At 59.2% G+C, this 25,359-nt stretch carries 20 protein-coding genes; 2 read left to right on the top strand and 18 right to left on the bottom strand.

Going from position 1 to position 25,359, the window contains the following annotated elements:
* Positions 1–27: 27 nt before the first annotated feature.
* The 11 genes from murD to DMP17_RS00670 all read right to left on the bottom strand — a co-directional run bounded on the left by murD (position 28) and on the right by DMP17_RS00670 (position 12,516).
* Positions 28–1,338, bottom strand: a complete 1,311-nt coding sequence (gene murD, locus DMP17_RS00720; RefSeq protein ID WP_337827167.1) for a UDP-N-acetylmuramoyl-L-alanine--D-glutamate ligase — start codon at positions 1,336–1,338, stop codon at positions 28–30.
* The gene (gene mraY, locus DMP17_RS00715) at positions 1,335–2,405 is read right to left on the bottom strand and encodes a phospho-N-acetylmuramoyl-pentapeptide-transferase (protein ID WP_337827166.1); all 1,071 of its coding nucleotides are present in this window, start codon (positions 2,403–2,405) and stop codon (positions 1,335–1,337) included. Before mraY ends, murD begins: the two co-directional genes overlap by 4 nt.
* Positions 2,406–3,797, bottom strand: coding sequence for a UDP-N-acetylmuramoyl-tripeptide--D-alanyl-D-alanine ligase (locus tag DMP17_RS00710; RefSeq protein WP_337827165.1), 1,392 nt, complete (start codon positions 3,795–3,797; stop codon positions 2,406–2,408).
* Positions 3,794–5,221, bottom strand: coding sequence for a UDP-N-acetylmuramoyl-L-alanyl-D-glutamate--2,6-diaminopimelate ligase (locus DMP17_RS00705; RefSeq protein WP_337829745.1), 1,428 nt, complete (start codon positions 5,219–5,221; stop codon positions 3,794–3,796). The genes DMP17_RS00710 and DMP17_RS00705 overlap by 4 nt, the downstream gene beginning before the upstream one ends.
* Complete coding sequence (locus tag DMP17_RS00700; RefSeq protein ID WP_337827164.1) at positions 5,221–6,915, bottom strand: peptidoglycan D,D-transpeptidase FtsI family protein; 1,695 nt, start codon at positions 6,913–6,915, stop codon at positions 5,221–5,223. The genes DMP17_RS00705 and DMP17_RS00700 overlap by 1 nt, the downstream gene beginning before the upstream one ends.
* Positions 6,912–7,871 carry a hypothetical protein gene (locus DMP17_RS00695; protein ID WP_337827163.1) on the bottom strand — a complete coding sequence of 320 codons (960 nt, stop codon included), beginning with the start codon at positions 7,869–7,871 and terminating at the stop codon, positions 6,912–6,914. Before DMP17_RS00695 ends, DMP17_RS00700 begins: the two co-directional genes overlap by 4 nt.
* Positions 7,871–8,839, bottom strand: a complete 969-nt coding sequence (rsmH, locus tag DMP17_RS00690; protein ID WP_337827162.1) for a 16S rRNA (cytosine(1402)-N(4))-methyltransferase RsmH — start codon at positions 8,837–8,839, stop codon at positions 7,871–7,873. The genes DMP17_RS00695 and rsmH overlap by 1 nt, the downstream gene beginning before the upstream one ends.
* Positions 8,836–9,321 (bottom strand): division/cell wall cluster transcriptional repressor MraZ, encoded by a 486-nt coding sequence (locus DMP17_RS00685; protein ID WP_337827161.1) that lies wholly within the window; start codon positions 9,319–9,321, stop codon positions 8,836–8,838. Before DMP17_RS00685 ends, rsmH begins: the two co-directional genes overlap by 4 nt.
* 468 nt (positions 9,322–9,789) lie before the next feature.
* Positions 9,790–10,947 carry a Gldg family protein gene (locus tag DMP17_RS00680; RefSeq protein ID WP_337827160.1) on the bottom strand — a complete coding sequence of 386 codons (1,158 nt, stop codon included), beginning with the start codon at positions 10,945–10,947 and terminating at the stop codon, positions 9,790–9,792.
* 107 nt (positions 10,948–11,054) lie between these two features.
* Positions 11,055–11,459: a hypothetical protein gene (locus tag DMP17_RS00675; protein WP_337827159.1), complete on the bottom strand. Its 405-nt coding sequence runs from the start codon at positions 11,457–11,459 to the stop codon at positions 11,055–11,057.
* Between the two features lie 40 nt (positions 11,460–11,499).
* Entirely contained in the window at positions 11,500–12,516 is a 1,017-nt protein-coding gene (locus DMP17_RS00670; protein ID WP_337827158.1) for a cysteine synthase A, read from the bottom strand.
* Positions 12,517–13,253: 737 nt separating this feature from the next.
* Here DMP17_RS00670 and DMP17_RS00665 point away from each other — a divergent pair.
* Positions 13,254–16,463: a TonB-dependent receptor domain-containing protein gene (locus tag DMP17_RS00665; protein WP_337827157.1), complete on the top strand. Its 3,210-nt coding sequence runs from the start codon at positions 13,254–13,256 to the stop codon at positions 16,461–16,463.
* Between the two features lie 149 nt (positions 16,464–16,612).
* Here the strand turns inward: DMP17_RS00665 and DMP17_RS00660 are convergent, their stop codons facing one another.
* A complete protein-coding gene (locus DMP17_RS00660; RefSeq protein ID WP_337827156.1) occupies positions 16,613–17,875 on the bottom strand; it encodes a hypothetical protein in 1,263 nt (420 codons plus the stop codon).
* 489 nt (positions 17,876–18,364) lie between these two features.
* Between DMP17_RS00660 and DMP17_RS00655 the strand changes: the two genes are divergently transcribed.
* Positions 18,365–20,566 (top strand): TonB-dependent receptor, encoded by a 2,202-nt coding sequence (locus DMP17_RS00655; protein WP_337827155.1) that lies wholly within the window; start codon positions 18,365–18,367, stop codon positions 20,564–20,566.
* 465 nt (positions 20,567–21,031) lie between these two features.
* Here DMP17_RS00655 and tatC read toward each other — a convergent pair whose 3' ends face one another.
* The 6 genes from tatC to nagZ all read right to left on the bottom strand — a co-directional run bounded on the left by tatC (position 21,032) and on the right by nagZ (position 25,345).
* Positions 21,032–21,856 (bottom strand): twin-arginine translocase subunit TatC, encoded by an 825-nt coding sequence (gene tatC / locus DMP17_RS00650; RefSeq protein WP_337827154.1) that lies wholly within the window; start codon positions 21,854–21,856, stop codon positions 21,032–21,034.
* The gene (tatB, locus tag DMP17_RS00645; RefSeq protein ID WP_337827153.1) at positions 21,853–22,299 is read right to left on the bottom strand and encodes a Sec-independent protein translocase protein TatB; all 447 of its coding nucleotides are present in this window, start codon (positions 22,297–22,299) and stop codon (positions 21,853–21,855) included. The genes tatC and tatB overlap by 4 nt, the downstream gene beginning before the upstream one ends.
* A 29-nt stretch (positions 22,300–22,328) precedes the next feature.
* Positions 22,329–22,589, bottom strand: a complete 261-nt coding sequence (locus DMP17_RS00640; RefSeq protein ID WP_337827152.1) for a twin-arginine translocase TatA/TatE family subunit — start codon at positions 22,587–22,589, stop codon at positions 22,329–22,331.
* Between the two features lie 175 nt (positions 22,590–22,764).
* A complete protein-coding gene (gene scpB, locus DMP17_RS00635) occupies positions 22,765–23,355 on the bottom strand; it encodes an SMC-Scp complex subunit ScpB (RefSeq protein ID WP_337827151.1) in 591 nt (196 codons plus the stop codon).
* Between the two features lie 193 nt (positions 23,356–23,548).
* Positions 23,549–24,322, bottom strand: coding sequence for a segregation and condensation protein A (locus DMP17_RS00630; protein WP_337827150.1), 774 nt, complete (start codon positions 24,320–24,322; stop codon positions 23,549–23,551).
* Between the two features lie 12 nt (positions 24,323–24,334).
* On the bottom strand, positions 24,335–25,345 hold the full coding sequence (gene nagZ, locus DMP17_RS00625; RefSeq protein ID WP_337827149.1) for a beta-N-acetylhexosaminidase: 1,011 nt from the start codon (positions 25,343–25,345) through the stop codon (positions 24,335–24,337).
* Positions 25,346–25,359: the final 14 nt, after the last annotated feature.

Below are 25,359 nucleotides of genomic sequence, written 5' to 3'. Positions count from 1 at the left end.
TCCGGCATCCGATGCGCATATTATCTGTCACGCGAGGGCGCCGACCGCCGCCTTGAAGGCATCGCCGCGCGCTTCAAAATCCTTGAACTGGTCGAACGAGGCGCAGGCGGGCGAAAGCAGCACCACATCGCCGGGCTTTGCCGCCGCTGCCGCGCGCTCCACTGCGGTGACCATCAACTCGCAATGCTCGACCGGCATTTTGTCTTTCAACAGATCGGTGAACATCGGTCCAGCCTCGCCAATTGTATAGGCCTGGGCAACATGGCCGAACCAAGGCGCGCACTCGTCCAGATTATCGCTTTTGGGTAAGCCGCCGACAATCCAGTGGATACGCGGGATAGCAACGGGGCCGGGCGCGGGCGGATAGGCCGCAAGCGCGGGGGCCGTCGATGCGGGATTGGTCGCCTTGCTGTCATTCACATATAGAACGCCGTCACGTTCGGTGACGCGCTCCATACGGTGCGCAAGGCCGCCAAAGCTTTCGAGCGCATGGCCGATGGCCTTATCCTGAAGCCCAAGCGCGCGTGCGACCGCAATCGCGACGGCCGTATTTTGTGCATTATGCGGCCCTTGGAGCGCAGGCCAATTGGCTTGATCGTCAGGGTCGATATTGTCCGCCTGAACCGTGATAAGCTTGCTGTTCACAAGGTCGGCAATCGCACGGGTTTGCGGGTCTTCGGTGGCAATCACCGCGATATGGTCGCCTGACTGCATCGTAAAGAGCCGCGCTTTCGACGCGGCATAGGCTTCAAATCCTTCATAACGGTCGAGATGGTCGGGCGTCACATTGAGCAACACCGCCACATCGCAATCGAGATTATGGGTAAGGTCAATCTGGTAGCTTGACAGCTCGAGGACATAAATGCCTCCCGGCGCAAGCGGCTCCTGCCCCAAAATCGGCAAGCCGATATTACCGCCCATCCGTGTCGGCAATCCGGCATTGCGGATGATATGGTGGATGAGCGCGGTCGTGGTCGATTTGCCATTGGTGCCGGTAATGCCGACCACGCGGTGCGGCGGCAAGGTTTCGCGGGCGAGCGCGAATAATTCTATATCTCCGATAATCGGACATCCCGCCGCCCGCGCGCGGTCGACCACCGGATGGCGGTTCAGCGGAACGCCCGGCGACACGACCAGCCCGTCAAAGTCCGACAGGTCTATGTCCATCGGGTCGGCAATGGTCGCAAGCTGTGCCACAGTATCGCGCGCTTCGGGGCTGCTGTCCCAAGCCGTCACGGATGCGCCGCTGGCGGCCAAAGCCGCAACGCACGCCTGTCCCGTCCTTGCCAAGCCCAGAACCGCATAGTTGCGGCCGGAAAAGAGCGGGCTGGTAATCACCGCAGCTTCAACGTCGCAAGACCTGCGAGCGCCAACACGAAGGAAATAATCCAGAAGCGGATAACAACGGTCGGTTCGGCCCAGCCTAATTGTTCGAAATGGTGGTGGATCGGCGCCATGCGGAAGATGCGCTTGCCCGTGCGCTTATACCAGAAAACCTGAAGGATGACCGACAAGGCTTCCACCACGAACAGACCGCCGACGACGACCAGCGCAAATTCATGGTGCGCGGTCACCGCGACAACACCGAGCGTCCCGCCGAGCGCAAGGCTGCCCGTATCGCCCATGAATACGGCGGCGGGTGGCGCATTGAACCACAGGAAAGCAAGGCACGCGCCCATCACCGCCGCACATAAAATCGCAAGCTCGCCTGCGCCCGGAACATGCGGGATACCCAGATAAGCGGCAAATTTGGCGTTACCGGCGAGATAGATGATGACGAGGAAAGCAAGGTTCGCAATCACCACCGGCATGGTCGCCAGCCCGTCCAGCCCGTCGGTGAGATTGACCGCATTACCGAACGCGACAATCACAAAGCTTGCAAAAGCGATATAAAGCCAGCCCAATTCGGCAATGGGTTCATTGACGAACGGGATATGGAGATCGGTGCCTGCGGTGCGGGTGATAAGATAGACCGCGATGCCAGCAATCAGAAATTCGAGCAAAAGCCGCACTTTGCCCGAAACGCCTTTGGTGCTGCGCTTGGTCACCTTGTCATAATCGTCAAGAAAACCGACAAGCCCGAAGCCGATCATCACGCCCAATGCCGCCCATACATAGGTCGAGCGCAAATCCATCCATAACAGCATGGAAATACACACCGAAAACAGGATCATCAGCCCGCCCATAGTCGGCGTTCCGACTTTGGCAAGGTGGGTTTTGGGACCATCGTCGCGGATCGGCTGGCCCTTGCCTTGCTTGACGCGCAGCATATTGATGAAGGCAGGGCCGATGAACAGGCCGATCATCAATGCTGTAAATACAGCCGCACCCGACCGGAACGTCAGGTAACGGAACAGGTTGAAAACCCCCGGATAGCCTAGATATTCAGCGAGCAGATACAGCATTTACGTTTCCCCGCCCGTTAGCGCGGAAACGATTTTTCCAAGCCCGACAGCGTTTGATCCTTTGATTAAAACCGCGTCGCCCTGGCGCATCGTTGCGCGCAACTGTTGAAGCGCCCAAGCCGCGTCAGGCCCATGCGCGAATTCGACGCGTCCCTCAAGGGCCGACGCCAATATTTTCATCTCCTCGCCGATCAACAGAGCGTAATTTACGTTCGCTTCGGCGAGATGGTCGGCAAGCGCGGCGTGGTAATGATCGCTATCATCGCCTAGCTCGCGCATCGCACCCAGCACCGCGATGCGCCGCTCCGCCGGTTCGCGGCCCAATTGGCCGATGGTTGCGGCCATCGAGGCAGGGTTTGCGTTATAGCTTTCGTCTATGAGCAGCGCCGTGCCCTCGCCCATTTCGATATGATGACGCGCGCCGCGTCCGGGGAGGCCCGGCAGTTCGGCGAGCGCGAGGCCTGCCGCGGCCAGATCGCCGCCTACCGCCTGCACCGCCGCCAAAATCGCCATCGCATTGGCGACCCAATGTTCACCGGGGGCGGACAATGTGAAGCATAGGCTGGTTTGCCCCGGAAGACGCGCGGTGATGAGCGTGCCGCCATTGCCCGCCGGCACCCAATCCAGCGCGCGCACATCCGCGCCTTCACCAAGACCAAACGTCACGATTTTTGCAGCATAGGGTGAGGCCGCTTCAATCAGGCGATCGCGATAGGGGCTGTCATAGGGGATGATCGCGGTGCCGCCGGGTTCAAGACCGGAGAAAATTTCGCCCTTGGCATCGGCAATCGCTTCGAGCGACGGGAAATGGCCCACATGCGCAGGCGCAACCGTCGTGACTATCGCGACATGGGGCCGGACAATCTTGGTAAGATCGGCCAATTCGCCCGCATGGTTCATGCCCATTTCAAAAATGCCATAGCGGCTGTCGCCCGGCATCCGCGCGAGGCTCAACGGCACGCCGACATGGTTGTTATAGCTTTTGACAGAACGATGCGCTTTGTCGGGGGCGATGCGCGCGAGACATTCGAACAAGGCTTCCTTGGTGCCGGTCTTACCCGCAGAGCCGGTCACGCCGATAATTTGGGCATCGGTGCGCGCGCGCGCCGCTTCGCCCAAACGGTTGAGCGCCACCGCGCTGTCTTCGACCAGGATATGCGGACTATCAATGACCTGTTCGCTAATCGCCCCCGCCGCGCCATTGGCAAAGGCTTTGTCGAGGAACAGATGGCCGTCACTGCTTTCACCCTTCATCGCGATGAAGAGGTCGCCGGAGCCGACTTCGCGGCTGTCAAACGCGACGCCCATCACCGCAAAATTACTGTTGGCCACGCCATCGACCGCTTTGGCAATCGCATCCGAAATCCAAAGTGGCTGTTTCGAGGCTGTCATGCCGCACACTCCCGCGCCACTGTGACGTCGTCAAAGGGCAACACCATGTCGCCCACGATTTGCCCCTGTTCATGCCCCTTGCCCGCGATACAGATGATGTCGCCCGCCCGCGCGTCAGCGACCGCCGCTGCAATCGCTGCCCGCCGGTCGCCAATTTCGATAGCGCCGGGCGCCGCCGCCAATATGGCTGCGCGGATGGCCGAAGGGTCTTCGGAGCGCGGATTATCGTCGGTGACAATCACCATATCCGCCTTGCTGGTCGCGATTGCTCCCATTTCTGGTCGCTTACCGACGTCGCGGTCGCCGCCCGCACCAAAGAGGACGATCAATCGCCCGCTTGTGTGCGGTTTTAATGCTGCAATAGCAGCGTCAAGCCCGTCCGGCGTATGGGCGTAATCGACATAGATCGGCACCCCCGCCTTGGTGATAGCGGCCCGTTCCAGCCGCCCGCGCACGGTTTGCACCCGTGCCAGATGATCGAAAGTCTGTTTCGCCGTCCCGCCGGTCGCGATCACTATCGCCGCAGACGTCAGCGCATTGGCCGCCTGATAAGCGCCGATGAGCGGCAGTTTGATCGTATATTCCTCGCCCTGCGCTTCGACCAGCAAGGTCTGGCCGAGCGGGCTGAGGCTGCGCGACAGCAAGCGGATAGTGTCACCCTTTTCGCCCACAGTCATGAGCTTGAGGCCGCGCCGGTGGACGCGCTTGATAACCTTGTCCGACCAAGCATCATCGGCCCATACAACCGCCGTGCCATCGGGCGCGACGACTTCGTCGAACAAGCGCATCTTGGCATCGAAATAGCTGTCCATATCGCCATGATAATCAAGATGGTCGCGGCTCAGATTGGTGAAGGCCGCGCACTGGACCAGCAAGCCTTCGGTGCGATATTGTGCAAGGCCGTGGCTGGAGGCTTCAAACGCCAGATGGGTCACGCCCATTGTGGCCAGCCCCGATGCGTTGGACAGGAAGGTCACAATGTCGGGCGTGGTAAGGCCGGTCGTCACCTGATCGACATTGGTGGTCACACCCAGCGTCCCGATGGAGGCCGCATTATGCCCCGCCAGATTCCATAGTTGCCGCGTCAGTTCGACATTGGAGGTCTTGCCGTTGGTGCCGGTGACGGCGACCACTGTAGCAGGAAAAGGCGCAAAGAAGCGCGCGGCCAAGGCGGCAAAGCGGCGACGCGGCTCCGGGTCGGCAATATGCGCTGCACCTTCGACCCTTACGTCGGGGCTGGCGACCACAGCCACCGCCCCTGCCCGCACCGCATCGGCGATAAAATCCTCGCCGTTCACCCGCGCGCCCTTGAACGCGCCGAATATTGTCCCCGGCGCTACCTTGCGATGGTCAATCGCAAAGCCGGTCACATTGGCATCGGCATAAAGCGGCGTGACATCGGGCGCGAGGACAGAAAGGCGCATCAATCGCTCCCCTTCGTATCGCCCACCAGCGGCTTCAGTTCGGAAAGGTCGACATCGCGGCTATCGTCCGGAATGACGCCCAGCATCGGCCCGATGCGCGACACGACATTTTTGACCACAGGCGCAGCGGTATAGGCCGCCGTGCGTTGGCCGCGGCTATAGGCGTTGCCCTTAGGCTCATCGACCATGATGAGGATGACATAGCGCGGATTGTCCATCGGGAAACCGGCGGCAAAGGTTGCGACCACCGAATGGCGCGCATAGCCGCCCGCGCTCGGCTTTTCCGCTGAACCGGTCTTGCCACCGACGCGATAGCCGGGCGCATCCGCCGTCCGGCCTGTGCCGTTGGTGACAATCAGGCGGAGCAGTTGGCGCATCCGCGCGCTGGTCGATTCCTTGAATACGCGGCGGCCTTGCGGGATTTTGCCATCTTCAATCTTGAGCAAGGTTGCGGGGCGATAAACGCCTCCATTGAGCAAGGCCGCATAAGCATTGGCGAGGTGGAGCGGCGTGACCGCGATACCGTGACCATATGCGACCGTCATATTGGTGACACGGCCCCAATCTTTGGGCCATAGCGGATAAGCGCGTTCCTTAAGCTCGGTCTTGGGCCGTTCATGGAAGCCAAGCGCACGCATATAGGCTTCCATCTTTTCCTTGCCGAGATCGTCGGCGATATACGCCGTGCCGATGTTCGAGCTGTGGATCAACACTTCGGGAACATTGATCGACCGTCCCATCGAGTGGGAATCGCGAATTTGAAAGCCAGCGATGGGAAGCGGACGCGACGCATCATAGCGGGTCGCCATGCTCTTGATGGAGCCTGCATCAATGGCAGCGGCCACCGACAACGGCTTGAAGGTCGAGCCTAATTCATAAAGATTATAGCTCACCGCATTTTTGCGCGCCTGTTCGGGCGCGGTCTGGATATTATTGGGATTGAACACCGGAAGCGAGGACATGGCCAGCACTTCGGAGGTGCGTACATCCATGATGATGCCCGCCGCGCCTTGCGCTTCCAACCCTTGCATCGCGGTATAAAGTTCGCTTTCCAAAGCGGCCTGCACGCGGCTGTCAATCGACAGCATTTCGGGCTTGGCGCGCAATTTGGGGTCGAGCAATTGCGTGTCGAGCGCAGCTTCCATGCCGATCACCCCATGCCCGTCCATGTTGGTAAAGCCAAGGACGTGCGCGGCCAAAGTCTGTTGCGGGTAAAGCCGTTCTTTTTCGCGCGGGAAATCAAACGCGATTTCGCCCAGCGCGTTAACCGCTGCCACCTGTTCCGGCAACGCGCGGCGGCGGATATAGGACGGGCGGCTGGAGGTCAGCTTGTCATAGAAGCTGTCGGCGCTGACATCGGGGAAAATGGCCGAAAGATTATCCGCGATAATCCGCTTGTCGCCCATGATCTTTTCCGGCGTCACGCGCACCGCCCAGGCATCAATAGTGCGCGCCAGCGGCACGCCGTTGCGATCGACAATGTCGCCGCGCGCAGGCACATAAAGCGCCGCATTGGCATTGCGATCCTCGACCGTTTCAAACAGAGCGAAGAACAGGATGCGGCTGATGATGAGCGAGATAATCGCCATGAACAGCAGCATGATAATCATCAAACGCTGTTGGGCGGTCGCCATCGCCGCCTGTTTTTGTCCTGCAAGTCGTACCCGCTCTGGCCGGGCAACCAAAGTGGTCATGGCTGTTTGGCACCCTTCGGACGATCCGCCGAAGCGACGCGGCGCGGCGCGGCCTTTTTGGCCTCGGCTTTGGGTGCAGGCGAGCGCGCGGCGACTGCCGTTTTCTTAGGCTCTGCCTTTTTAGCTTCGGCGCGTTTAGGTTCGGCCTTTTTGGCGTCGGGCTTTTTTGCCTGAGCAGTGCGGGCGGGTGCGGTGCGCGCAGGTGTTGCCTTGGCCGGAGCCGCTTGGGTCGCAGGCTTTTTACCCGCCGGAACCGCGGCGACCGCGCTTGCAAGCTGTGCCGCGGGACGGGTCGCGGGCACCGCCTTTTTCGGGGCCGAAGCAGGCTTTTTAGCGACCGGTGCTTCGGCGCGCTTGGTCACCGCTGCGGCGGTCTTGCTCACCGGCGATTCTTTTTCGAGCAGCGTGTCGATCATCCGCGCGCGTTCGGCGTAGCGGTCGCGCGCGGTCGGCTTGGCCGCAACCACGACGCGGGTTTGCGGCTTGGCGGCGGATTGCACATCGACCGTTGCCGCAGCCGCCTTGATCTGGCTTGCAAGGATTGCGCTGGCAGCGGTTTCAGAATCGCTCGCGACCGGATTGCCGTCGACGCTCACCACCATCGCGGTCGCCGCCTGCACCGGCGCGACCACAGCAAGCCGTTCACCCTCGACGCCCGCAAAGGATCCGAGATTGGCAAGCTGGCGCTCGCCTTCCAGATATTGCGCGGCGGTCGGGGCGGAATAAGCAAAGCTTTCCGCATTCCACCGCTCCAACTGGCGTAGGCTGGCGCGCGCGCCCAGTTCGGTTTCCAGATAGCGGATATTGTCGCGGGTAGAGCGGATGTCGCGTTCGACACGCGCCAACTCGCTGCGCTTCGATGCGACCCGAAGCGATACCGGATACAAGGTCATGGCGAGGAACAGGACGATTAATACCAATCCGATACCTTGCAATTTACGTGCTGCCATTAACATCAGGAAACCTCCTCTGCCCAGGATGGTGCCCCGGTCCGGATCGCCGCGCGCAAGGTCGCCGAACGGGCACGCGGATTGCGCGCCAGTTCTGCCTCACTCGGACGAACCGCCTTGGTCACAGTGGTAAAAGTCGGGTCCGGCCCGCGCTCTGCCGTTGGCGGCAAATGTCGCGAGCCGGCCCCTTGCGCCCCGCTCCGGCGTTTCAAAAATTGTTTGACGATGCGGTCTTCAAGGCTGTGGAATGTCACAATCGCCAGCCGACCGCCGGGTTTCAACACCGCTTCGGCCGCGCGCAACCCGTCGTTCAACTCGTCCAGTTCGCGGTTGAGATGGATGCGGATCGCCTGGAAAGTGCGGGTCGCCGGATCCTTCTTGTCGTGCGGCTTATGGCCGACCGCCTTACGCACAATCGTGGCCAGTTCGCCGGTGCGCGACAAGGGCCGCGCCGCGACAATCGCGCGGGCGATGCGGCGCGAGCGATGCTCTTCGCCATATTGATAGATGACATCGGCAATATCGGCTTCGGGCGCGCTGTTAAGCCAGTCGGCGGCGCTCATGCCCGCTTGCTCCATCCGCATATCGAGCGGACCGTCGCCTTGAAAAGAAAAGCCGCGATGCGCTTCATCAAGCTGCATCGAGGACACGCCAATGTCGAGCGTGACGCCATCGACCTCGGCCGCGCCCGTCCCTTCGACCAGCGCCTCCATATCGGAAAAGCGGCCCGCGAGCAGCTTGAGCTTGCCGTCGCTCGCCGCGACCAGCTCTTGTCCCTTGGCAATCGCGTCGGGGTCGCGGTCAATCGCGATGACATTGGCACCCGCCGCCATGATCGCACGGCTATAGCCACCGGCTCCAAAAGTGCCGTCGACCACCGTATCGCCCTCGACAATGGCAAGGGCGGCAACCACCTCGTCGCGCATCACGGGCGCGTGGCGCGGATCATCGTGGAAGGCAGGCAATCCGCTCATTTGCGCTTGCCTCCATTGTCCATCAGATATTGGGCCGCCACCTTCAGAGGGGCATAGCTGTCGTCAGCGGCCATCAATGTCTGGGGATCCCAGATTTCAAAATATTCGCCTGCGCCGTGGAGGAACACCGCCTTGTCGAGCTTGCCGAGCATTTTCAGCACCGGCGGCAGGATGAAGCGACCCGACCCGTCGAGCGAGACTTGTTCGGTCAGGCCGAACTTGCGGCGGTTGGCGGCATCGCGGTCATAATCAAGGCCGCGCGCAATCGCATTCTGCTCTTCGCGGCTGATGTCATCCAGCATCTTTTGAAGGCGTTCGGGGCCAAACGCGATCAGACAGTCGGATTTTTCATGTTTGGTGACGCACAGCGTAATGCCGTCGGATTTGGGGATCGAATTGCGCAGAGTCGCGGGGATAGCAAGACGACCTTTATCGTCTATCGCAGATAGGGCAGGCCCGGAATAGATACCCGCAAGCGCCACTATAACCCCTCAAAAAAACATCCCACTCAGCCCGAGGGCCATCGACTTGAGAGCGGGCACAATCTTCCACGCAGCGAAAAGCACACCGGCGTTAACGGTCCGGCTGCCGTTCGACTCGATCAGTCGCGCAAGGAGAGAGCCCCTCTCGAAGACTATGCATAACAAGGGTTCATCGGGGTGAAAAGGGGAAAATTGGGGATAGTTGGGGAAAAACGGGAAAAATCGCGGATTCTTTGGGGATGGGGCGCGCAAAATGCGACAGGCCGATGCCCAACGCGCATCGTCGTTACAGCTTGTTCCCATCATGTTCGTTTTCAGACAGTTAGCGCGACGGCAAAGATGCTTTGCGACAAGCGATTCTAGGACGCGGCTTGCCTATCCCCCACCAGTGCGGGGGACGGGCGATGGACGCGCAACCTTCCATCCCCTTCCGCGCATACGAAAGGGGCGGTGGCCGTTCAGTTAATGTCAGAGTTTGAGGCGGACCGGTTGCGCGCGCGGCTGGCTGGCGGGCTGGTCTGCCGAAGGGTCGGCCAGATCATCAAGCCGCTCGCTCAGCCACGCCATATTGTCCGCGCGCCATAAGGCTGGCGACAAATCCTCGTCCCCGCTGCCCAAGAAAGCAGGGGCCAGCCAATGCTGCGCGTCGAGCAAATCAGCGTCGCCCAATAACAGCGCGCGCCCTTTGCCCACCGTGCAATCCGCAAGCGCACCGCCAAGGCGGATCGTGCAGGCAACGCCCTTGGCTTGGCCTTTGAGTGCGAAAATACCGGGCGCGGCGAGCGCAAGGCGGTGCGGGCCGTCATTAATCCGCAAGTCGGGCCGCTCCGGACCATTTGCGGGAAGGATCAAGTCCAACCCCCAATGGTCGAGCAACGGGGTGAGCAGGCTTGTCACCGGCGGGTTGCGCTTGTCGCCCAACGGATAAGGCGGCTCCCAAGCAAGGAAAGCATCGGCGAGGATCAGCGCCTTGCCGCCCCCGCGCACCCAAGCGTCAAGCGCCACCAGTTCGGCAGGCGCGAGCGCGCGTGGATGGGCGACGAGCAATACGCCCTGTTTGGGCAGGCTCTCGCGTGTCACCGCGTCAATCGGCGTGACCGCAAAGCGTTGCTGGAGCAGCCGATAGGCTGGCGCCGGGGCCGCGGCATCGCCTTGGAGCGCGGCGGCAATATCGGCATTTTCAGCCTCCCCCCACAGCAAGGGCAGGCTTGTAAGAAGGGTGAGCGGCGCTTGGCGGGGAGGCGGCATATAGGCTTTGCGGATGGCAAAGCCCGCAACCAGCGACAGCAACAGCGCCGCTGCGATGATAATCCCTGCTCCGGCCCAGCCTTTCCCGCGCGCGCGCCAATGCTGCACCACGCCGTCGGCCAGCGCACACCATAAGACGCTGATGATGAAGAGCGCACTATGCTGTTGCCATCCGGTGCGTACCGCCATGGTCGCGGTCATCAGGAGATGCGCCACGCTCACCACAATCAGCGCGAGCGCCAAACCGGTCGCGCGCGCCTTGCGCTCAAAGGGGGCGAGCAGCAATACCGGCACCAACAAGGTGACAAAGCGCGGCGGCACGGCGAGCAGCGGGTCGAGGCGCGCTTCAACCACCCAGCCCGACCAGAAGGGGGTCAATAAAAGGTCCGCCGCAAAAAAGGCGAGCAGCGCCCATATTATCCGGCGATCAAGGCGTGTCATAAGGCACCGCTTCCGGCCAAGGCTCCCCCGTCCATCACGCGGACTTACTGGTCGCGCGGCTGGTTATTGCTGGGCGGCAAGTCCTGCACCCGTTCGCCGGGGCGCACCGGTGGCGGGAGCGCGTTGGCGCTGCCATTGGCATTGGGATTGGGATTGGTAGCAGAGCTGCCGTTCACATTGCTATTGCCATTCGTCCCGCGCGGCAAGGTCGGGCGCATATGCGGCACCGGCGTTTCCGAAGGCGGCGCGGGCTGCACGCCCAGTTCCGACAAGGATTCAGTCGGCGCTTTATCCTTGCGCACAACATCGCTCACATCTCTGTCAAAAGAAAAGGCGCTGCCTTCCTTCTGATCCGCCAATATACCGGCGAGCCCTACCAGAAGGATCACCGCAGCGAGGCCGATACCGCCAATCTGGAGGCGGCGATAATGGTCAACCGAACGAAACATCGCGCTCTTTTGCCCGAAGCGGAGCGGCTTGCCAATCCCTTTAGCCGGTCGGCAAGCCCTTGGCGGCGCGCCATTCGGGATTGAACAGGGTAGACAGATAGCGGAACCCCGTATCGGCAAGGATGGTCACAATCCGCTTGCCCGGCCCAAGCTCGCGCGCGAGCGCCATCGCGCCCGCAACATTGATGCCCGACGACAGACCGACGCACAGGCCTTCCTGATTGAGCAAGGCTTCGACCTGCGCCAATCCTTCGGCGTCGGAGATGCGGAATTGCGTATCAATCGGCGCGCCTTCCAGATTGCCGGTGATGCGCCCCTGGCCGATGCCTTCGGCAACGCTCGAACCTTCGGCGCGCAATTCACCGCACGCATAATAATTATAAAGCGCCGCGCCATGCGGGTCAGTGAGCGCAATGGTGATATTTTCATCCTTGGCTTTAAGACCAAGCGCGACGCCCGCAATCGTGCCGCCGGTGCCTGCTGCGCAAGTGAAGCCGTCTATCCGCCCGTCCATCTGCGCCCAGATTTCTTCGGCTGTGCCGTGGATATGCGCCTTGCGGTTGGCGATATTGTCAAACTGGTTTGCCCAGATGGCATTTTCGGTTTCTTCGGCAATGCGCCGCGAGGTATGCACGAAATGCCCCGGATTGGCATAAGGCGCGGCAGGCACCAGCACGAGTTCCGCACCCAGAGCGACCAGCGTGTCTTTCTTTTCCTGGCTTTGCGTTTCGGGCATGACGATGATCGTCTTATAGCCTTTGGCATTAGCAACGAGCGCAAGACCGATGCCGGTATTGCCCGCCGTCCCTTCGACAATCGTGCCGCCGGGACGGATTTGCCCACGCGCTTCGGCATCCTCGACAATATAGAGCGCCGCGCGGTCCTTAATCGACGCGCCGGGATTGGCAAATTCGCACTTGGCGTAAATATCGCAACCGGTCGCGGCACTGGGTCCGGCAAGGCGCACGAGCGGCGTATTGCCAATCAGCGCGAGACTGTCGGGAACTGCGGAAGGAACGGACACGGACGAAAAGGATGGGGAGGAAGCCTTGGTCATAAGTTGCTTCTGTAACCAACCCTGAGCGGGGCGACAAGCAAGGCCTGCTTGGGGGATCCCACAGGATTTCTTGGCAGCCGCACCGCTCTCTCGCCTGCCCGTATGCCCCGCCCTGCAGTCCTATAATATATTATGTCCTCATAATATATTAGACCATATTGAAATGTATAGAATATAACGAATTTTCGGAAATTTCGCCTCGATAATATAAAATTTTATCTTAATATGTCCATTTCATTGATGGTATAGAATGTATAATATTGATTATATTAACTATTTTCACGTTTCATAAATAGTTGACCATCACATGTCATCATCTTTTTTGATCTTTTATTTCCATTTTATGACGAAACAGGAAAATAGATTGTATCAAGCCGAAAAGATTTTTTGTTATCAAGCCATATAGCCTATACACGCCCGTATGACCGTCGCCTGCCGTTGCTACATGAATATAAATCCAGCATTTTCTAATTAATGTAAGCAGATTTTTGATTGACTTTGCACTGCTGTAAAATTTTTCCAATTCTCTCAACGGTACATCATATGTTCAGATTCGGAAATTGTGGCTTTAATGGCACAGTGACGGAAAAGCTTTGCATTTTCGGGCTTATTGTCTTGCCCTAAGGTGGTTGCCGCGTTGATAGATAAAGAATGTTTTTGACCCGTTGCCCGCGCGGCAGATCGGCGAAACATTGAATCAGATCGAGTATCAACACCAATAGGGGAGTTTCACCCAAATGCGATTAACCCGACTATTGACCGGCTCTGCATTGGCCGGCTTGGTTGCTGTTGGCGTCACGCCAGCTTTTGCACAAACCACCAGTTCGCCATCCGAGGCCGAATGCGCAACCGACGCATCGCTGCCCGGCTGCCAACCCAGCGTTGAAAGCACCGACGATGCAATCGTCGTGACCGGTTCGCGCATTATGAGCCGTAATCTGGATCTGGCGACCCCCGTTACCACCATTACGCCTTCGGAATTGATGCAAAAGGGCGACCTCTCGCTTGGTGATGCGCTCAGCCAGCTTCCCTCGATGCGCTCGACGTTCACGCAAGCAAACTCGACCGGCTCAATCGGTACTGCAGGGATTAACGGCCTCGACCTTCGTGGCCTGGGCACCGCACGCACGCTCGTGCTGGTCAATGGCCGTCGTCGCGTGACGGCGCAACCCGGCTCCTATCTTGTTGACATCAACACGATCCCCAGCGCGCTGCTTGAAAAAATCGAAACTGTTACCGGGGGCAACTCGGCTATTTACGGTTCGGACGCTATTGCGGGCGTGGTGAACTTTATCACCAAGAAGGACTTTGAAGGTCTGCGTATTTCGGGTCAGGCCGGCGCGACCACTTACGGGGATCGCGGCTCTTATTCGTTGAGTGCGGTTGCCGGTCATAATTTTGCCGATGGCCGGTTCAATATCACCGGTTCACTCGAATATACGCACAGCAATGCCCTGTTCTTTGCCGACCGCGATTATCTCGGCGCGACCACGGGTGTCCCCGGCTTCATCACCTCGCAGATCACCACGGCACCGAACCGCAACTTTGACGGTATTCCGAACACGGTGTTTGTGGATGGCAATCCGGGCATCACCTTCGGCAACCTTTCCACCGGTGGTTATGTCCTGACCTCATGCGCTGCAGCAAATGCTTCAGGCAATGCCGCGCGTATTGCAGCAGTTTGTACTGGCCAGACCAACCCCACGGGCGGCGCGCTCGGCTATAACTTTGCATTCCTTCCTGATGGCACATTGGTCCGTGACGACCCGTCGCGCGGTCTGGTGGACAATCGCCAGATCGGTGGCGGCGTTCTTGGTGGCCTCAGCGCAACGGGCGTGGAAGATGCCATGCTCTATCCCGGCATTGACCGTATCAACGCCAACCTGTTCTTCAATGGCAATATTTCGGATGCTTTCAATCCGTTCGTCGAACTCGGCTATGTCCGCATCAAAGCAACGCAGCAAAGCACGCAGCCGACCTTCGTGGCCTCGACGCTGAGCCCGACTTTCAGCACGAGCAATCCGTTCCTTACGGATCAGGCCCGTGAACAACTGGCATTGATTACAGGCGGCGCATCGACTTTCACGATGCAGCGTTTCAACAATGACCTTGGTACGCGTGCTGAAAATCATAAGCGCGAAACCTATCTCGGTGCTGTCGGCAGCCGCGGTAAGTTGAGCAATAACCTCAACTATGAAGTGTCGTTGAGCTATGGCCGCACCGAAACCTATTATGAAACCGGCGGCAACGTGCATCTCCAACGTTGGCGCAATGCGGTCAATGCGGTCCGCAATGGTGCTGGCCAGATTGTCTGCGGAATCAATGCAGACACCAATCCCAACAATGACGATCCGAATTGCGCACCGTTGAACCTGTTCGGTTATGGCGCGGCGACACCGGAAGCCAAAGCCTATGTCTTGCAACAATCTTGGCGCAAGCAGAAAGCCGAACAGCTCAACGCTATCGCTTTCATTTCAGGCGATACAGGGAACTTCCTTGAGTTACCCGGTGGTCCGATCGGTTTCGCACTGGGCGGTGAATATCGCGAAGAAAAAGCATTCTCGACTTATGACGATGTCACCAAATCGGGTGCGACCTTCCTGAACGCGATTTCGACCTTCGATCCGCCCAAGCTCAAGGTGAAAGAAGCCTTTGCAGAATTGAAGGTTCCGATCCTTGCCAATACGCCCTTCTTCCATGAACTGACCCTCGATGGCGCGGGCCGTGTTTCGGATTATGGCGGCAAGACCGGTTCGGTTTGGGCATATAATGTCGGTTTGGTCTGGGCTCCGGTCAGCGATCTTCGCTTCCGTGCGTCTTACGCCAAGTCGGTTCGTGCGCCGAATCTGTCAAACCTGTATGCAACGCCGGCAACGACGTTCCAGAACGGTTTCACCGATCCTTGCGATCAGGCAGGTGGCACCAACGCTTCGAACAATATTACGTCGAACCCGAACCGTGAAAAGAATTGCCGCGATGCGGGCATTCCGACATCGATCACCTATACAGATGCTGCGGGCAACACGATTACCCGTCCCTGGACCAACACGCCCGGATCGGGCCTTCAGGGCATCAACCGCGGTAATGACAGTCTGCTTCCCGAAGTCGGCAAGAGCTTCACGCTCGGTGCCGTATTCCAGCCGACTTTCCTGCCCGGTTTCGCGATGACGGTCGATTATTACAACATCAAGGTGAAGAACGTCATTTCCGGTTTGACCGGTCAGGCGATCATCAACCGTTGTTATGATGATCCGGGTGGCATCAATAACGTATTCTGTGATGCGATTTCGCGCCGTACGTCGTCCGACCCGCTTGCCAACCTGACCTTCGATGGCCAGAGCTCGCGTCGTCTCGACAATATCAATGGCGATATCACCCTGCCGGTTCTTGGAGCGTCTTTCTATAACCAGCCGTTCAACTTCGCTGCGCTGAAAACGTCGGGCATTGATGCTGACATCATGTACCGTCACAGCTTCAACGACAATACGGCGCTGACGCTGCGCGCCTTGGTCAGCTATCTGATCAAGCGTGAAAGCTATAGCTACATCACTGAACCCAATCGCTCGGACCGCCTGCATGGCACCTTGGGCGATCCGGTGTGGGCAGGTAGCTTGTCGGCCAACCTCGACCTTGGCGGGGTCGATCTTGGATATAGCATGCGCTTCGTTGGCAAGCAGATCATGAAGGGCTTTGGTTGGGAAACCTTCTTCCCGCATCAGGGCCGTCCTGCAACCAACCCCGATGCGCGTCCGATGCCTTATTATCCGACGCAAACCTATCACAACTTCCGCATCGGTGTGGACGTCAACAAGACATTCGAATTCTACACCGGCGTGGATAATGCGTTCAACCAGCTCCCGCCTTATGATGCGACGGGCACGGGTGATGACGCCATTTATCCGGCCCTTGGCCGCTTCTTCTATGCAGGCTTCACCGCCAAATTCTGATTTTATCGTAAAATCAGTTGCATCAAACATATGGAAGGGGAGCTTTACCGGCTCCCCTTCTTTTTTGGGCCATCCACTTTTATGCGCTGGCTGATAGCCAAGATAATAAGAAGGTGCGTCAGAGGTGAATTCGCAAAAAGCAAAAGCCCTTAGCGTAGTTTGACCGACGCGGGCACATGGGTGGGCGCGCACCAGCGCATCGGCGCGCCGACATTCCGGTTTGCTTCTTCATTATAGGCGATGCGTCCTGCCTCTTTGGGCTCGACCACTATCCCGCTTGCTGTGCGCCAAGCCTGCCCGTTGCGGCGCGGCGTGCCGACCGGCGCTAGCGTCGTTTCGGGTCTAGCTGTGCCGCGCGCAATCAGTCCGTGGCGCCGCCCGTCATAATAGAAATAATGCGGGGCATCGGTGCATAATGTGCCTTCATTGACATAATAGCCGGGCGCTACGCCCAGCGGCCCGGCGGGTGCAGGCATCCCCGCTCCGGGATCAAAAAGACAAGCGCCCAGCCCTTCACGAAACGCCTTGGACGATCCGGCCAGCGTAACGGTTTCGGCAGGAATCACGGGCGAGGATATGCTGATGGTATCGGCATACATCATGATTCCGAGCATTTCCGATGACAGCGTGGACGCCCATAATTTTTCCGCCGGCGCTATGCTGAACTGCGTATCGAACTGGTTATTGAAGCGCACATTCATGGACGTGCCGCGCGATACCGTCGGCACGTCCATGATCATCAACACATTGCCATCGGCATTACAGGCCAGAAGGATATTGCGGATTTTCCCTGTGCGCGGCAAGGCAGCAAAGGAGCCAGTCTGGTCGTGCAAAGCTCGCCAGCCTCCCGCCCCTGCGCTTTGCGGAGCAGGCGTTGGCCGAGCTGCCGGAACCGGGGCTGCCGCTATCGCCGCTGCGCCCGTCCAAGCCGCTGGTGCAAGGCGGCGCACCGCCGCTTGCATCCGCTGTGACAGGCTGGCGGGGTTGCACAAGGTCAGCGTCAGTTGATCGACCTCGACACGGTCGCGCGCCGGTGCGCCCATCTGGTAGGTCGCGCGATTAGGGCCGAGCGCCTTTACCCGCTCGAACGCAGTTCCGCCCAGCGACACTGTGGTGGTGAAATCGGTAAAGCCGCTGCGCAACCGCGTTGCTTTGGTAATGCGGTGGAGTTCGGCTTGCGGCTCGCGGCCCATTTGCGGATTTTCGAAATAATAGATGTTGCCCCAACGGGTGCCGTCATAAACATAAACCTGACCGGTCGAACCGCATTGATTATATTGGTCCACCCACGCCCCTTTGGCGATGGGCAAGGACGGTCCGCTTTGAGCCATCCCTTCGGGCACCACAAAGGCCGACGCCGCCAAAGCCGCGCCCGCGGCCAACGCCAATATCGAAACACTCCCTCTTATCATCACATCCCCCCCTTTGCCTCCGCACCGGTCCACAAAGCGGCCCTGCGGGACGGCTGATATTCTTCATGAATGATAGGGAAATTGATACAGGTTAACCTTCGTGATTTCAAGGCGCACACAGTCCATCGTGCCGCTCTGACAAACATCGCTATCGCAACGCATCTTACTATGATTTTTGTGTAGGATGGCCCCCTGCCTCTCTCAGCTGCTGATCGATTTTTTCCATGACAGACATAAATTTCTCTGGGCAAACGCCCCGAAAATGATGGTCGCGAAGGCCGTAGAAACGCAGAAAATTCGATAATATTTCTATCGGCTTAGGCGAGCATTTGCACAGGCACACCCTCATCCATCCACCACCTTACCGCACTCTCCCGCGCTATTTTTCCGGCCAACTGCACCATTTACCCCGTCAAAGCGGGTTGATTGTGAGATAATATATCATTACTGGGTGCGCCGACCATTAGCTTGCCCCGTAAGGAAATCATCTTGAAAACCCCCATCGCTCTCCGTCTGTCCGTCGCCGCGCTTGCGCTTGTCGCCGCTCCCGCTTTTGCGCAGGATGCCACCGGCGATGCGGCCGCACCCGAAGCCGCCTCGACCCGCAATGCCGATGATTTCCACAATGACGATGCGATTGTCGTGACCGGCAAATATGTGAAGGCGCTCGACGTTCTGGCGGGCGTATCGGTGGTCGGCGGCGAAAAGCTCGCGCTCGATCTGCGCCCGCAAATCGGGGACAGCCTCACCAAGCTGCCGGGCGTTTCCGCGACAAGCTTTACCCCCGGAGCCTCGCGCCCCGTATTGCGCGGCTTTCAGGGCGAGCGCGTGCGCGTCCTCACCGACGGCATCGGTTCGATTGACGTGTCCAATACCTCGGCCGACCATGCGGTCACGATCGACCCGCTAACCGCCGAGCGCATCGAAGTGCTGCGCGGGCCCGCTGTCCTCCTTTATGGCAGCTCGGCAATGGGCGGCGCGGTCAATGTCCTTGACCGCCGCATCCCGCGTGCAATGCCAGAACATGGCGTCCATGTTGACGGCCTCGCGACCTATGGCAGCGCTGCCAAGGAACGCAGCGTCGGCGCGTCGCTCGATGTGCCGCTGGGCGATAAATTTGTCTGGCACGTCGATGGCACCTGGCGCAAAACCGATGATCTGCGCACCGGCGGCTATGTCTATTCGCCGCAATATCGCGCCGCGCTCATCCATTTGGGCGATGAAGCAACCGAAGAAGGCGAAAGTGAAGAAGCCGCCGAAGCCTATGGCGCAGCAAAGCTCAAGGGCCGCATCCCCAACAGCGCGACCGAAACCAAGAGCGCAGGCACCGGCTTTGCACTCATCACCGACCGCGGTAATCTGGGCGTATCGGTCGGCTATTTCGAAACCAATTATGGCGTGCCGGGCCGCCCCGAGCTTGAGCATCATCACGACCATGACCACGGGCATGACCACGGGCATGACCACGACCATGATGATGGCCACGGCCATGAACATGGCCACGATCATGGTGATGTGACCATCGGCATGAAGCAATGGCGCGCGGATTTGCGCGGCGAGGTTGAAACCAGCGGCGGCTTCCTTGACCGCATCCGCGTGCGCGCAGGCTTTGCCGATTATACCCACACCGAATTTGAAGGCGGCAATGTCGGCACGGTTTTCTACAACCAGGGCATTGAGGGCCGGTTGGAGCTGGTCCAGCGCGAGCGCAATGGCTGGTCGGGCACCAGCGGCTTCCAATATAATAGCCGCGACATGAGCGCGGTCGGCGAAGAAGCGTTCGTCCCGCCCAACCATACCGAACAAAGCGGCCTGTTCACGTTGCAGGAACTGGAATTGGGCAATCTCGGCCTTGAAGGCGCGCTGCGTTATGAACATACGCGCGTCGCCGCCCCGTCGGTCGAGGGCAAGCGCAATTTCAACGCTTTGTCGGGCGCGCTCGGAATGTCTTACAAGCTTGACCCCGACATCAAGCTGGGCGTCAACCTCACCCGCGCGGTGCGCGCGCCGTCCGCCGAAGAATTATTTGCCGATGGCCCGCATATCGCGACGCAAAGCTATGAAATCGGCAACGCCAACCTGAAACTGGAAAAAAGCTGGGGCGGCGAAGCCTATCTGCGCGTCGACAAGCCCGGTTTCACCGCATCGCTCACCGGCTATTATACCAAGTTCGACAATTATATCTTTGACATCGCAACCGGCGACAGCATCGACGATCTGCCGGTGTTCCAATATATCCAGCGCGACGCGCGCTATTATGGCTTTGAAGCCGAAGCGAGCGTCAAACTCGCAGAAACGCGCGACTGGAACTTTCTTGTCGATGGCGTCGCCGATTATGTCCATGCGAGCGCACGCAATGATGCGGGCGATTATGCCGCCATCCCGCGTATCCCGCCGCTGCGCCTGATGGGCGGGCTTGAAGCGCAAAGCGAACATTTTGACGGGCGCGTCGAGGTCGAACATAGTTTCAAACAGGACCGCGTCGGTGCGTTCGAAACCCCGACCGATGCGTTTACCTTGGTCAATGCATCGCTGGCCTGGCGTCCGATGGGGAAATCGGGCGGGCTGACCTTGCTCTTGTCGGCCAATAATCTGTTCGATGTAGAAGCGCGCCGGGCGGCGAGTTTCACCAAGGATTATGTGCCCATGGCAGGCCGCGATTTCCGCGCTTCCGTGCGGGTAAGTTTCTGAGGTCGAAAAAAATAAAAATAATTCACGCGGCGCGGGAACCAATAGCGCGCCCGTGAATTATATATTTCGGATGGCGCACTTAGCCCCCCGCTCTCGTCATCCAGATATATGACCCGGCTGCGCTTCCTCCCCCTTTTGAAAGCGCGCCGGGTCTATTTTTTTGGGGACTATTCTTTGCAGCTTTTGTGAATTTTGTGTGGCGGTTTAGCATATCAGTTTTGTGTCTGTTTGGATTCACGCGAAGCCGCGAAGGCGCGACGATTTTTGAATCAATATTTGTGAATCCGCCCCACTAACCCGTTCGTGCTGAGTAGGCCGCAGGCCGTATCGAAGCACCTTATCCAAAAAGGCCCTTCGTTACGCCGCTACTTTGGGCGAACGGGGTGGTAGGGCGAGCGGGATTCACAAATCTCCGCGCCTTCGCGCCTCCGCGTGAACCTTTTTCCAGCGCAACCAGCGAAAGCCTCAGGCCGAAATATCGCTTCCCGCCACTGCCTGTTTGCGTCGTCCGGTGATGCGGATTGCGATGAGGGCGACTTCGTAGAGGAGGCATAAGGGTATGGCGAGCATGAGCTGGCTGATCGGGTCGGGCGGGGTTGCCACCGCTGCTATCGCGAAGGCGGCGACAATCATATAACGCCGCGCGCCTTTAAGCTGGTCGAACGTCACAATCCCGGCGCGCTCCAGCAGCATGATGAGGATTGGCAGTTGGAACGCAATGCCGAACGCCATCACAAATTGCATGATGAAGGTGAGATAATTGCCGATCGCGGGCAAAGCCTCACGCTCGACCCCGCCGAGATTGCCTTGGAAGCCAAGCAGAAAATGGAGCGCGGTCGGAATGACGAAATAATAAGCGAGCGCCGCCCCTGCCAGAAACAAAACCGGCGTTGCGAACAGGAAGGGCAATAATGCGCGCTTTTCGTTGCGATAAAGCCCCGGCGCGACAAATTTCCAGATCTGCATCGCGATCACCGGAAAGGCGATCATGCAGGCGGAAAACAGCGCGACCTTTACCTGCACGAAAAATGCTTCGAACAATTGGGTGTAGATGAGCGTGCCCTGCCCTGCGCGCAGCAAGGGCTGGACCAGAAAGGCAAATATCTGGTCGGCGAAATAGAAGCACACACCGAACGCAATAGCGAGCGCGAGCAGCGACCATAAGAGGCGCTGACGCAATTCGATCAGATGGTCGAGCAACGGGGCCTTGCTCTGGTCAATCTCTTCGTCGGGAAGGGCGGGGCCGGTTGCCGGATGCGGGCCGGTGTGGGGGTCGGGAAGCGCGGTCATAACCCTGCTCCACCGCTTTTGGGGGCGCCGCTTTCGGGAGCCTCTATTTTTGGTGCATCCCTTGATGGGGCATCGGCCGGAGCCTGCACCATGCCATCGGTTACGGGCGGCGGCGGCGTGGCACCATCGACCCCTGCCCCGCTCCCTGCGCTCTCCGCCGGAAAGCCCGGATTGGCCTCGCGCATGGTGGGCGACATATCATCGGCATTGGGAAATTCCGCCATGATGCGGCGATTTTGCTCTTCCCAATCTTTTTTAAGCTCTTCAAGCTCCGCCTCGCGCACCATATTGTCGACGCCCGCGCGGAAATGGGCGGCCATGCGCCGCGCTTTCCCCACCCAATTGCCGACAAAGCGCAACGCTTTGGGCAAATCTTTGGGGCCGATAACCACCAGCGCGACAATCGCCACGACGAGCAGTTCGGTAGGCGCTATATCAAACATCGAAAAAGACGCGGCCCCATAGGAAAAGTTCAGATACGCGGGTCGTGCGGCGGAATCGGCTTACCGTCGAGCGTCGGCTGTTGCGGGGCAGCGTCCGGCTTGGCGTCAATGCGCGGCGGAATGTTGGTCGAGGAAGGCGCGTTGGCGTCATCGTCTTCGGCCATGCCTTTTTTGAATTCCTTCAATCCCTTGGCCACATCGCCCATCATGCCGGAGAATCGGCCCTTGCCGAACAATAACAGGACGACCAAGCCCAAAATCAGCCAGTGCCAAATGCCAAACGCACCCATGTAATCAAACTCCTGATATGTCGTCGCGAAATTATCGCCGCTTTTTCAATGCCATCCGGAAGCGTGCTGAAAGCGCGCCCTGACGAGCGGCGTATTTGCCGGACGCGCATAATCACATATTATCCGCACGGCAAACCCTCGCGAAATTGCGCATATGCGCTTTTCCACATTCTATCTAGTCATTATCGCTGCCGGTTTCCAGTTCGGATTCGAGGTCAAGCTGTTCAAACGCTTCATCGACCGGGTCGAGCAGGCCTGCCGCGCGTAAATCGTCAATGCCCGGCAAGTCGCGCCGCGATTGCAAGCCGAAATGGGTGAGAAAGTCGGGCGTCGTCTTATAGATAAGAGGTCGCCCCGGCACTTCACGTCGTCCGGCGGGACGCACCCAGCCCGCCTCCATCAGCACATCAAGCGTGCCTTTGGCGGTCTGCACCCCGCGAATGGCTTCGATTTCCGCGCGGCTCACTGGTTCATGATAGGCTATGATGGCCAGCACTTCCATCCCTGCGCGCGTCAGTTTGCGCGGTTCTTCGCGTTCGGGGCGGAGGAGATAGGCAAGGTCGGCGGGCGTCTGGAAATGCCAGCGTCCGCCGCGCTCGACCAATTCAATACCACTCCCCGCATGGCGCGCCTGTATCGCCACGAGCGCGACCTTGAGGTCGCCCTGTTCGCCCACATAGATGGTAAGATCGGCAAGGGACATCGGCTTGTCGGCAGCAAATAGCGTGGCTTCGACGCCGCGTTCAAAATCGGGAATCGGGGTCATGGCAGAAATGTTACCCATCCTAAATCCTCCCCTGCAAGGGGAGGTGGATTGCCCGCAAGGGGAAGACGGAGGGGTGAGACCCTCTCGATAGCGCGACACCCCTCCGTCAGGCGCTGACGCGCCTGCCACCTCCCCTTGCAGGGGAGGATTTGCGGGCGCATGGTTCGGCGCGGGCGTTGAAAAAGCAGCGCCATCACCCTGCCGCTTTTAGATAGAGCGGTTCGAACGCGCCATCCTGTTTGATCGACACTTTGCCAAGTCGCGCGAGTTCGAGCGCCGCCACAAAACTCGACGCGAGGGCGGACTTACGCAATTCGCCTTCAAAATCGGGCGGCAGGAAAGTTTCGAGACTGGTCCAGTCGAGATGCACGCCGATCAACCGGCTCACCCGCGCGATGGCGGCGTCGAGGGTCATTACCGGACGGCGCGCGACCATATGGACCACCGGCTCTGTGCGCAATTTGACCTGCCCATAGGCGCTCATCAGGTCGAACAAAGAACATTCCCAGCGCGCTTTTTTGATGGTGCGCAAGCCCCAAGGTGCGCCGTTCAGGAACACATCTCGCCCTACCCTGTCGCGCCCCATCAAGCGCGCGCCCGCATCGCGCATCGCGTTCAAACGCTGCAAGCGTAGTTGCAAGCGCAGCGCCAATTCTTCGGGCGACGGGTCGATGGTCGGGTCTTTGGGGAGTAGCAGACCGGATTTGAGATAGGCAAGCCACGCCGCCATCACCAGATAATCCGCTGCAATTTCCAGCTTTAGCGCATGGGCGCTGTCGATATAATCGAGATATTGTTCGACCAGCGCGAGGATTGAAATTTCGCGCAAATCAACCTTCTGGTTACGCGCGAGCGCGAGCAACAGATCGAGCGGCCCTTCCCATCCGTCAATATTGAGCTGGAGGATGTCCTCCCCGCCAAGGGTGCCGCTGTCGATCCCCTCTTCGAACAGGTCATCGGTGGCCAAGGGCGTCGTCCGTTATGCCACCGCAAGCAGCGCGTCGCGCTTGGCCATCAAATCGGCCAAGGGCGGCAATTCGCGCCGCGTGCCGCTAATCATCGCCATCGCACGATCGAGCCGCGTGCGGCTTTCGGGACGGATTTCGGGAAGGCGTTCGGCCATCTCGATCATCTCGTCCATCCGGCCCCAGCAGTTGAGCGCCAAGTCACAGCCTGCCTGCACCACACCGACCGCGCGGTCAGGGACGCTGCCCGACAAGGCTTGCATATCAATATCGTCCGACATCAACAGGCCGTTAAAGCCGATCCGTTCGCGGATGATATTTTCGATCACATAGGGCGACAGGCTCGCCGGATTATCCTTATCCCACGCGGTATAGACGACATGGGCGGTCATCCCCATCGGCGCATCCTTAAGCGCGGCAAAGGGCGCAAGGTCATGCTGCAAGTCAATGTCGGGCGCGGTGACGACCGGCAGTTCCTTATGGCTATCGACCGTCGCGCGGCCATGGCCCGGCATATGTTTGACAACACCCATCACGCCGCCTTTGAGCAAGCCTTCCAAGATGCCGCGTCCGATAGCGGCGACGCGCATCGGGTCCATGCCCAGCGTGCGGTCGCCCATGATCGGGTCGGCGTCCGGCTGGCGCACATCTAGCAAGGGCAGGCAGTTTACGGTCACGCCGACTTCGGCGAGAATCACGGCCAGGGCTTGCGCATTAACGCGCGCGGCTTCAATCGCGCTGGCGGGCGCGGTTTCATAAAGCGCATCGAACACGCCGCCCGATGGGAATTCCGGCCATACCGGCGCTTTCATGCGCGCCACGCGGCCGCCTTCCTGATCAACCAGGATAGCCAGATCATCGCGGCCATGCAGCGTGCGCAATTCATCGGTCAGCGCTCGGACCTGATCTTTGGTGATGATGTTGCGGGCAAATAAAATATAGCCCGCCGGCTCGGCCTGCTTGAAAAAAGCACGCTCGTCCGTGGTCAATTTCTCCCCCGCCATGCCGAAGATTACCGGTTTCATTCGTCACCCATCAA

It is taken from the genome of Pseudonocardia sp. TMWB2A (assembly GCF_017312135.1).
This window is presented reverse-complemented; position numbering and strand designations above follow the sequence as displayed.

Coding starts and splice junctions, on each gene's coding strand:
- mraY (WP_337827166.1), bottom strand. CDS start 2,405: ATGCTGTATCTGCTCGCTGAATATCTAGGCTATCCGGGGGTTTTCAAC.
- DMP17_RS00710 (WP_337827165.1), bottom strand. CDS start 3,797: ATGACAGCCTCGAAACAGCCACTTTGGATTTCGGATGCGATTGCCAAA.
- DMP17_RS00705 (WP_337829745.1), bottom strand. CDS start 5,221: ATGCGCCTTTCTGTCCTCGCGCCCGATGTCACGCCGCTTTATGCCGAT.
- DMP17_RS00700 (WP_337827164.1), bottom strand. CDS start 6,915: ATGACCACTTTGGTTGCCCGGCCAGAGCGGGTACGACTTGCAGGACAA.
- DMP17_RS00695 (WP_337827163.1), bottom strand. CDS start 7,871: ATGTTAATGGCAGCACGTAAATTGCAAGGTATCGGATTGGTATTAATC.
- rsmH (WP_337827162.1), bottom strand. CDS start 8,839: ATGAGCGGATTGCCTGCCTTCCACGATGATCCGCGCCACGCGCCCGTG.
- DMP17_RS00675 (WP_337827159.1), bottom strand. CDS start 11,459: ATGTTTCGTTCGGTTGACCATTATCGCCGCCTCCAGATTGGCGGTATC.
- DMP17_RS00670 (WP_337827158.1), bottom strand. CDS start 12,516: ATGACCAAGGCTTCCTCCCCATCCTTTTCGTCCGTGTCCGTTCCTTCC.
- DMP17_RS00665 (WP_337827157.1), top strand. CDS start 13,254: ATGCGATTAACCCGACTATTGACCGGCTCTGCATTGGCCGGCTTGGTT.
- DMP17_RS00660 (WP_337827156.1), bottom strand. CDS start 17,875: ATGATAAGAGGGAGTGTTTCGATATTGGCGTTGGCCGCGGGCGCGGCT.
- tatC (WP_337827154.1), bottom strand. CDS start 21,856: ATGACCGCGCTTCCCGACCCCCACACCGGCCCGCATCCGGCAACCGGC.
- tatB (WP_337827153.1), bottom strand. CDS start 22,299: ATGTTTGATATAGCGCCTACCGAACTGCTCGTCGTGGCGATTGTCGCG.
- DMP17_RS00640 (WP_337827152.1), bottom strand. CDS start 22,589: ATGGGTGCGTTTGGCATTTGGCACTGGCTGATTTTGGGCTTGGTCGTC.
- scpB (WP_337827151.1), bottom strand. CDS start 23,355: ATGACCCCGATTCCCGATTTTGAACGCGGCGTCGAAGCCACGCTATTT.
- nagZ (WP_337827149.1), bottom strand. CDS start 25,345: ATGAAACCGGTAATCTTCGGCATGGCGGGGGAGAAATTGACCACGGAC.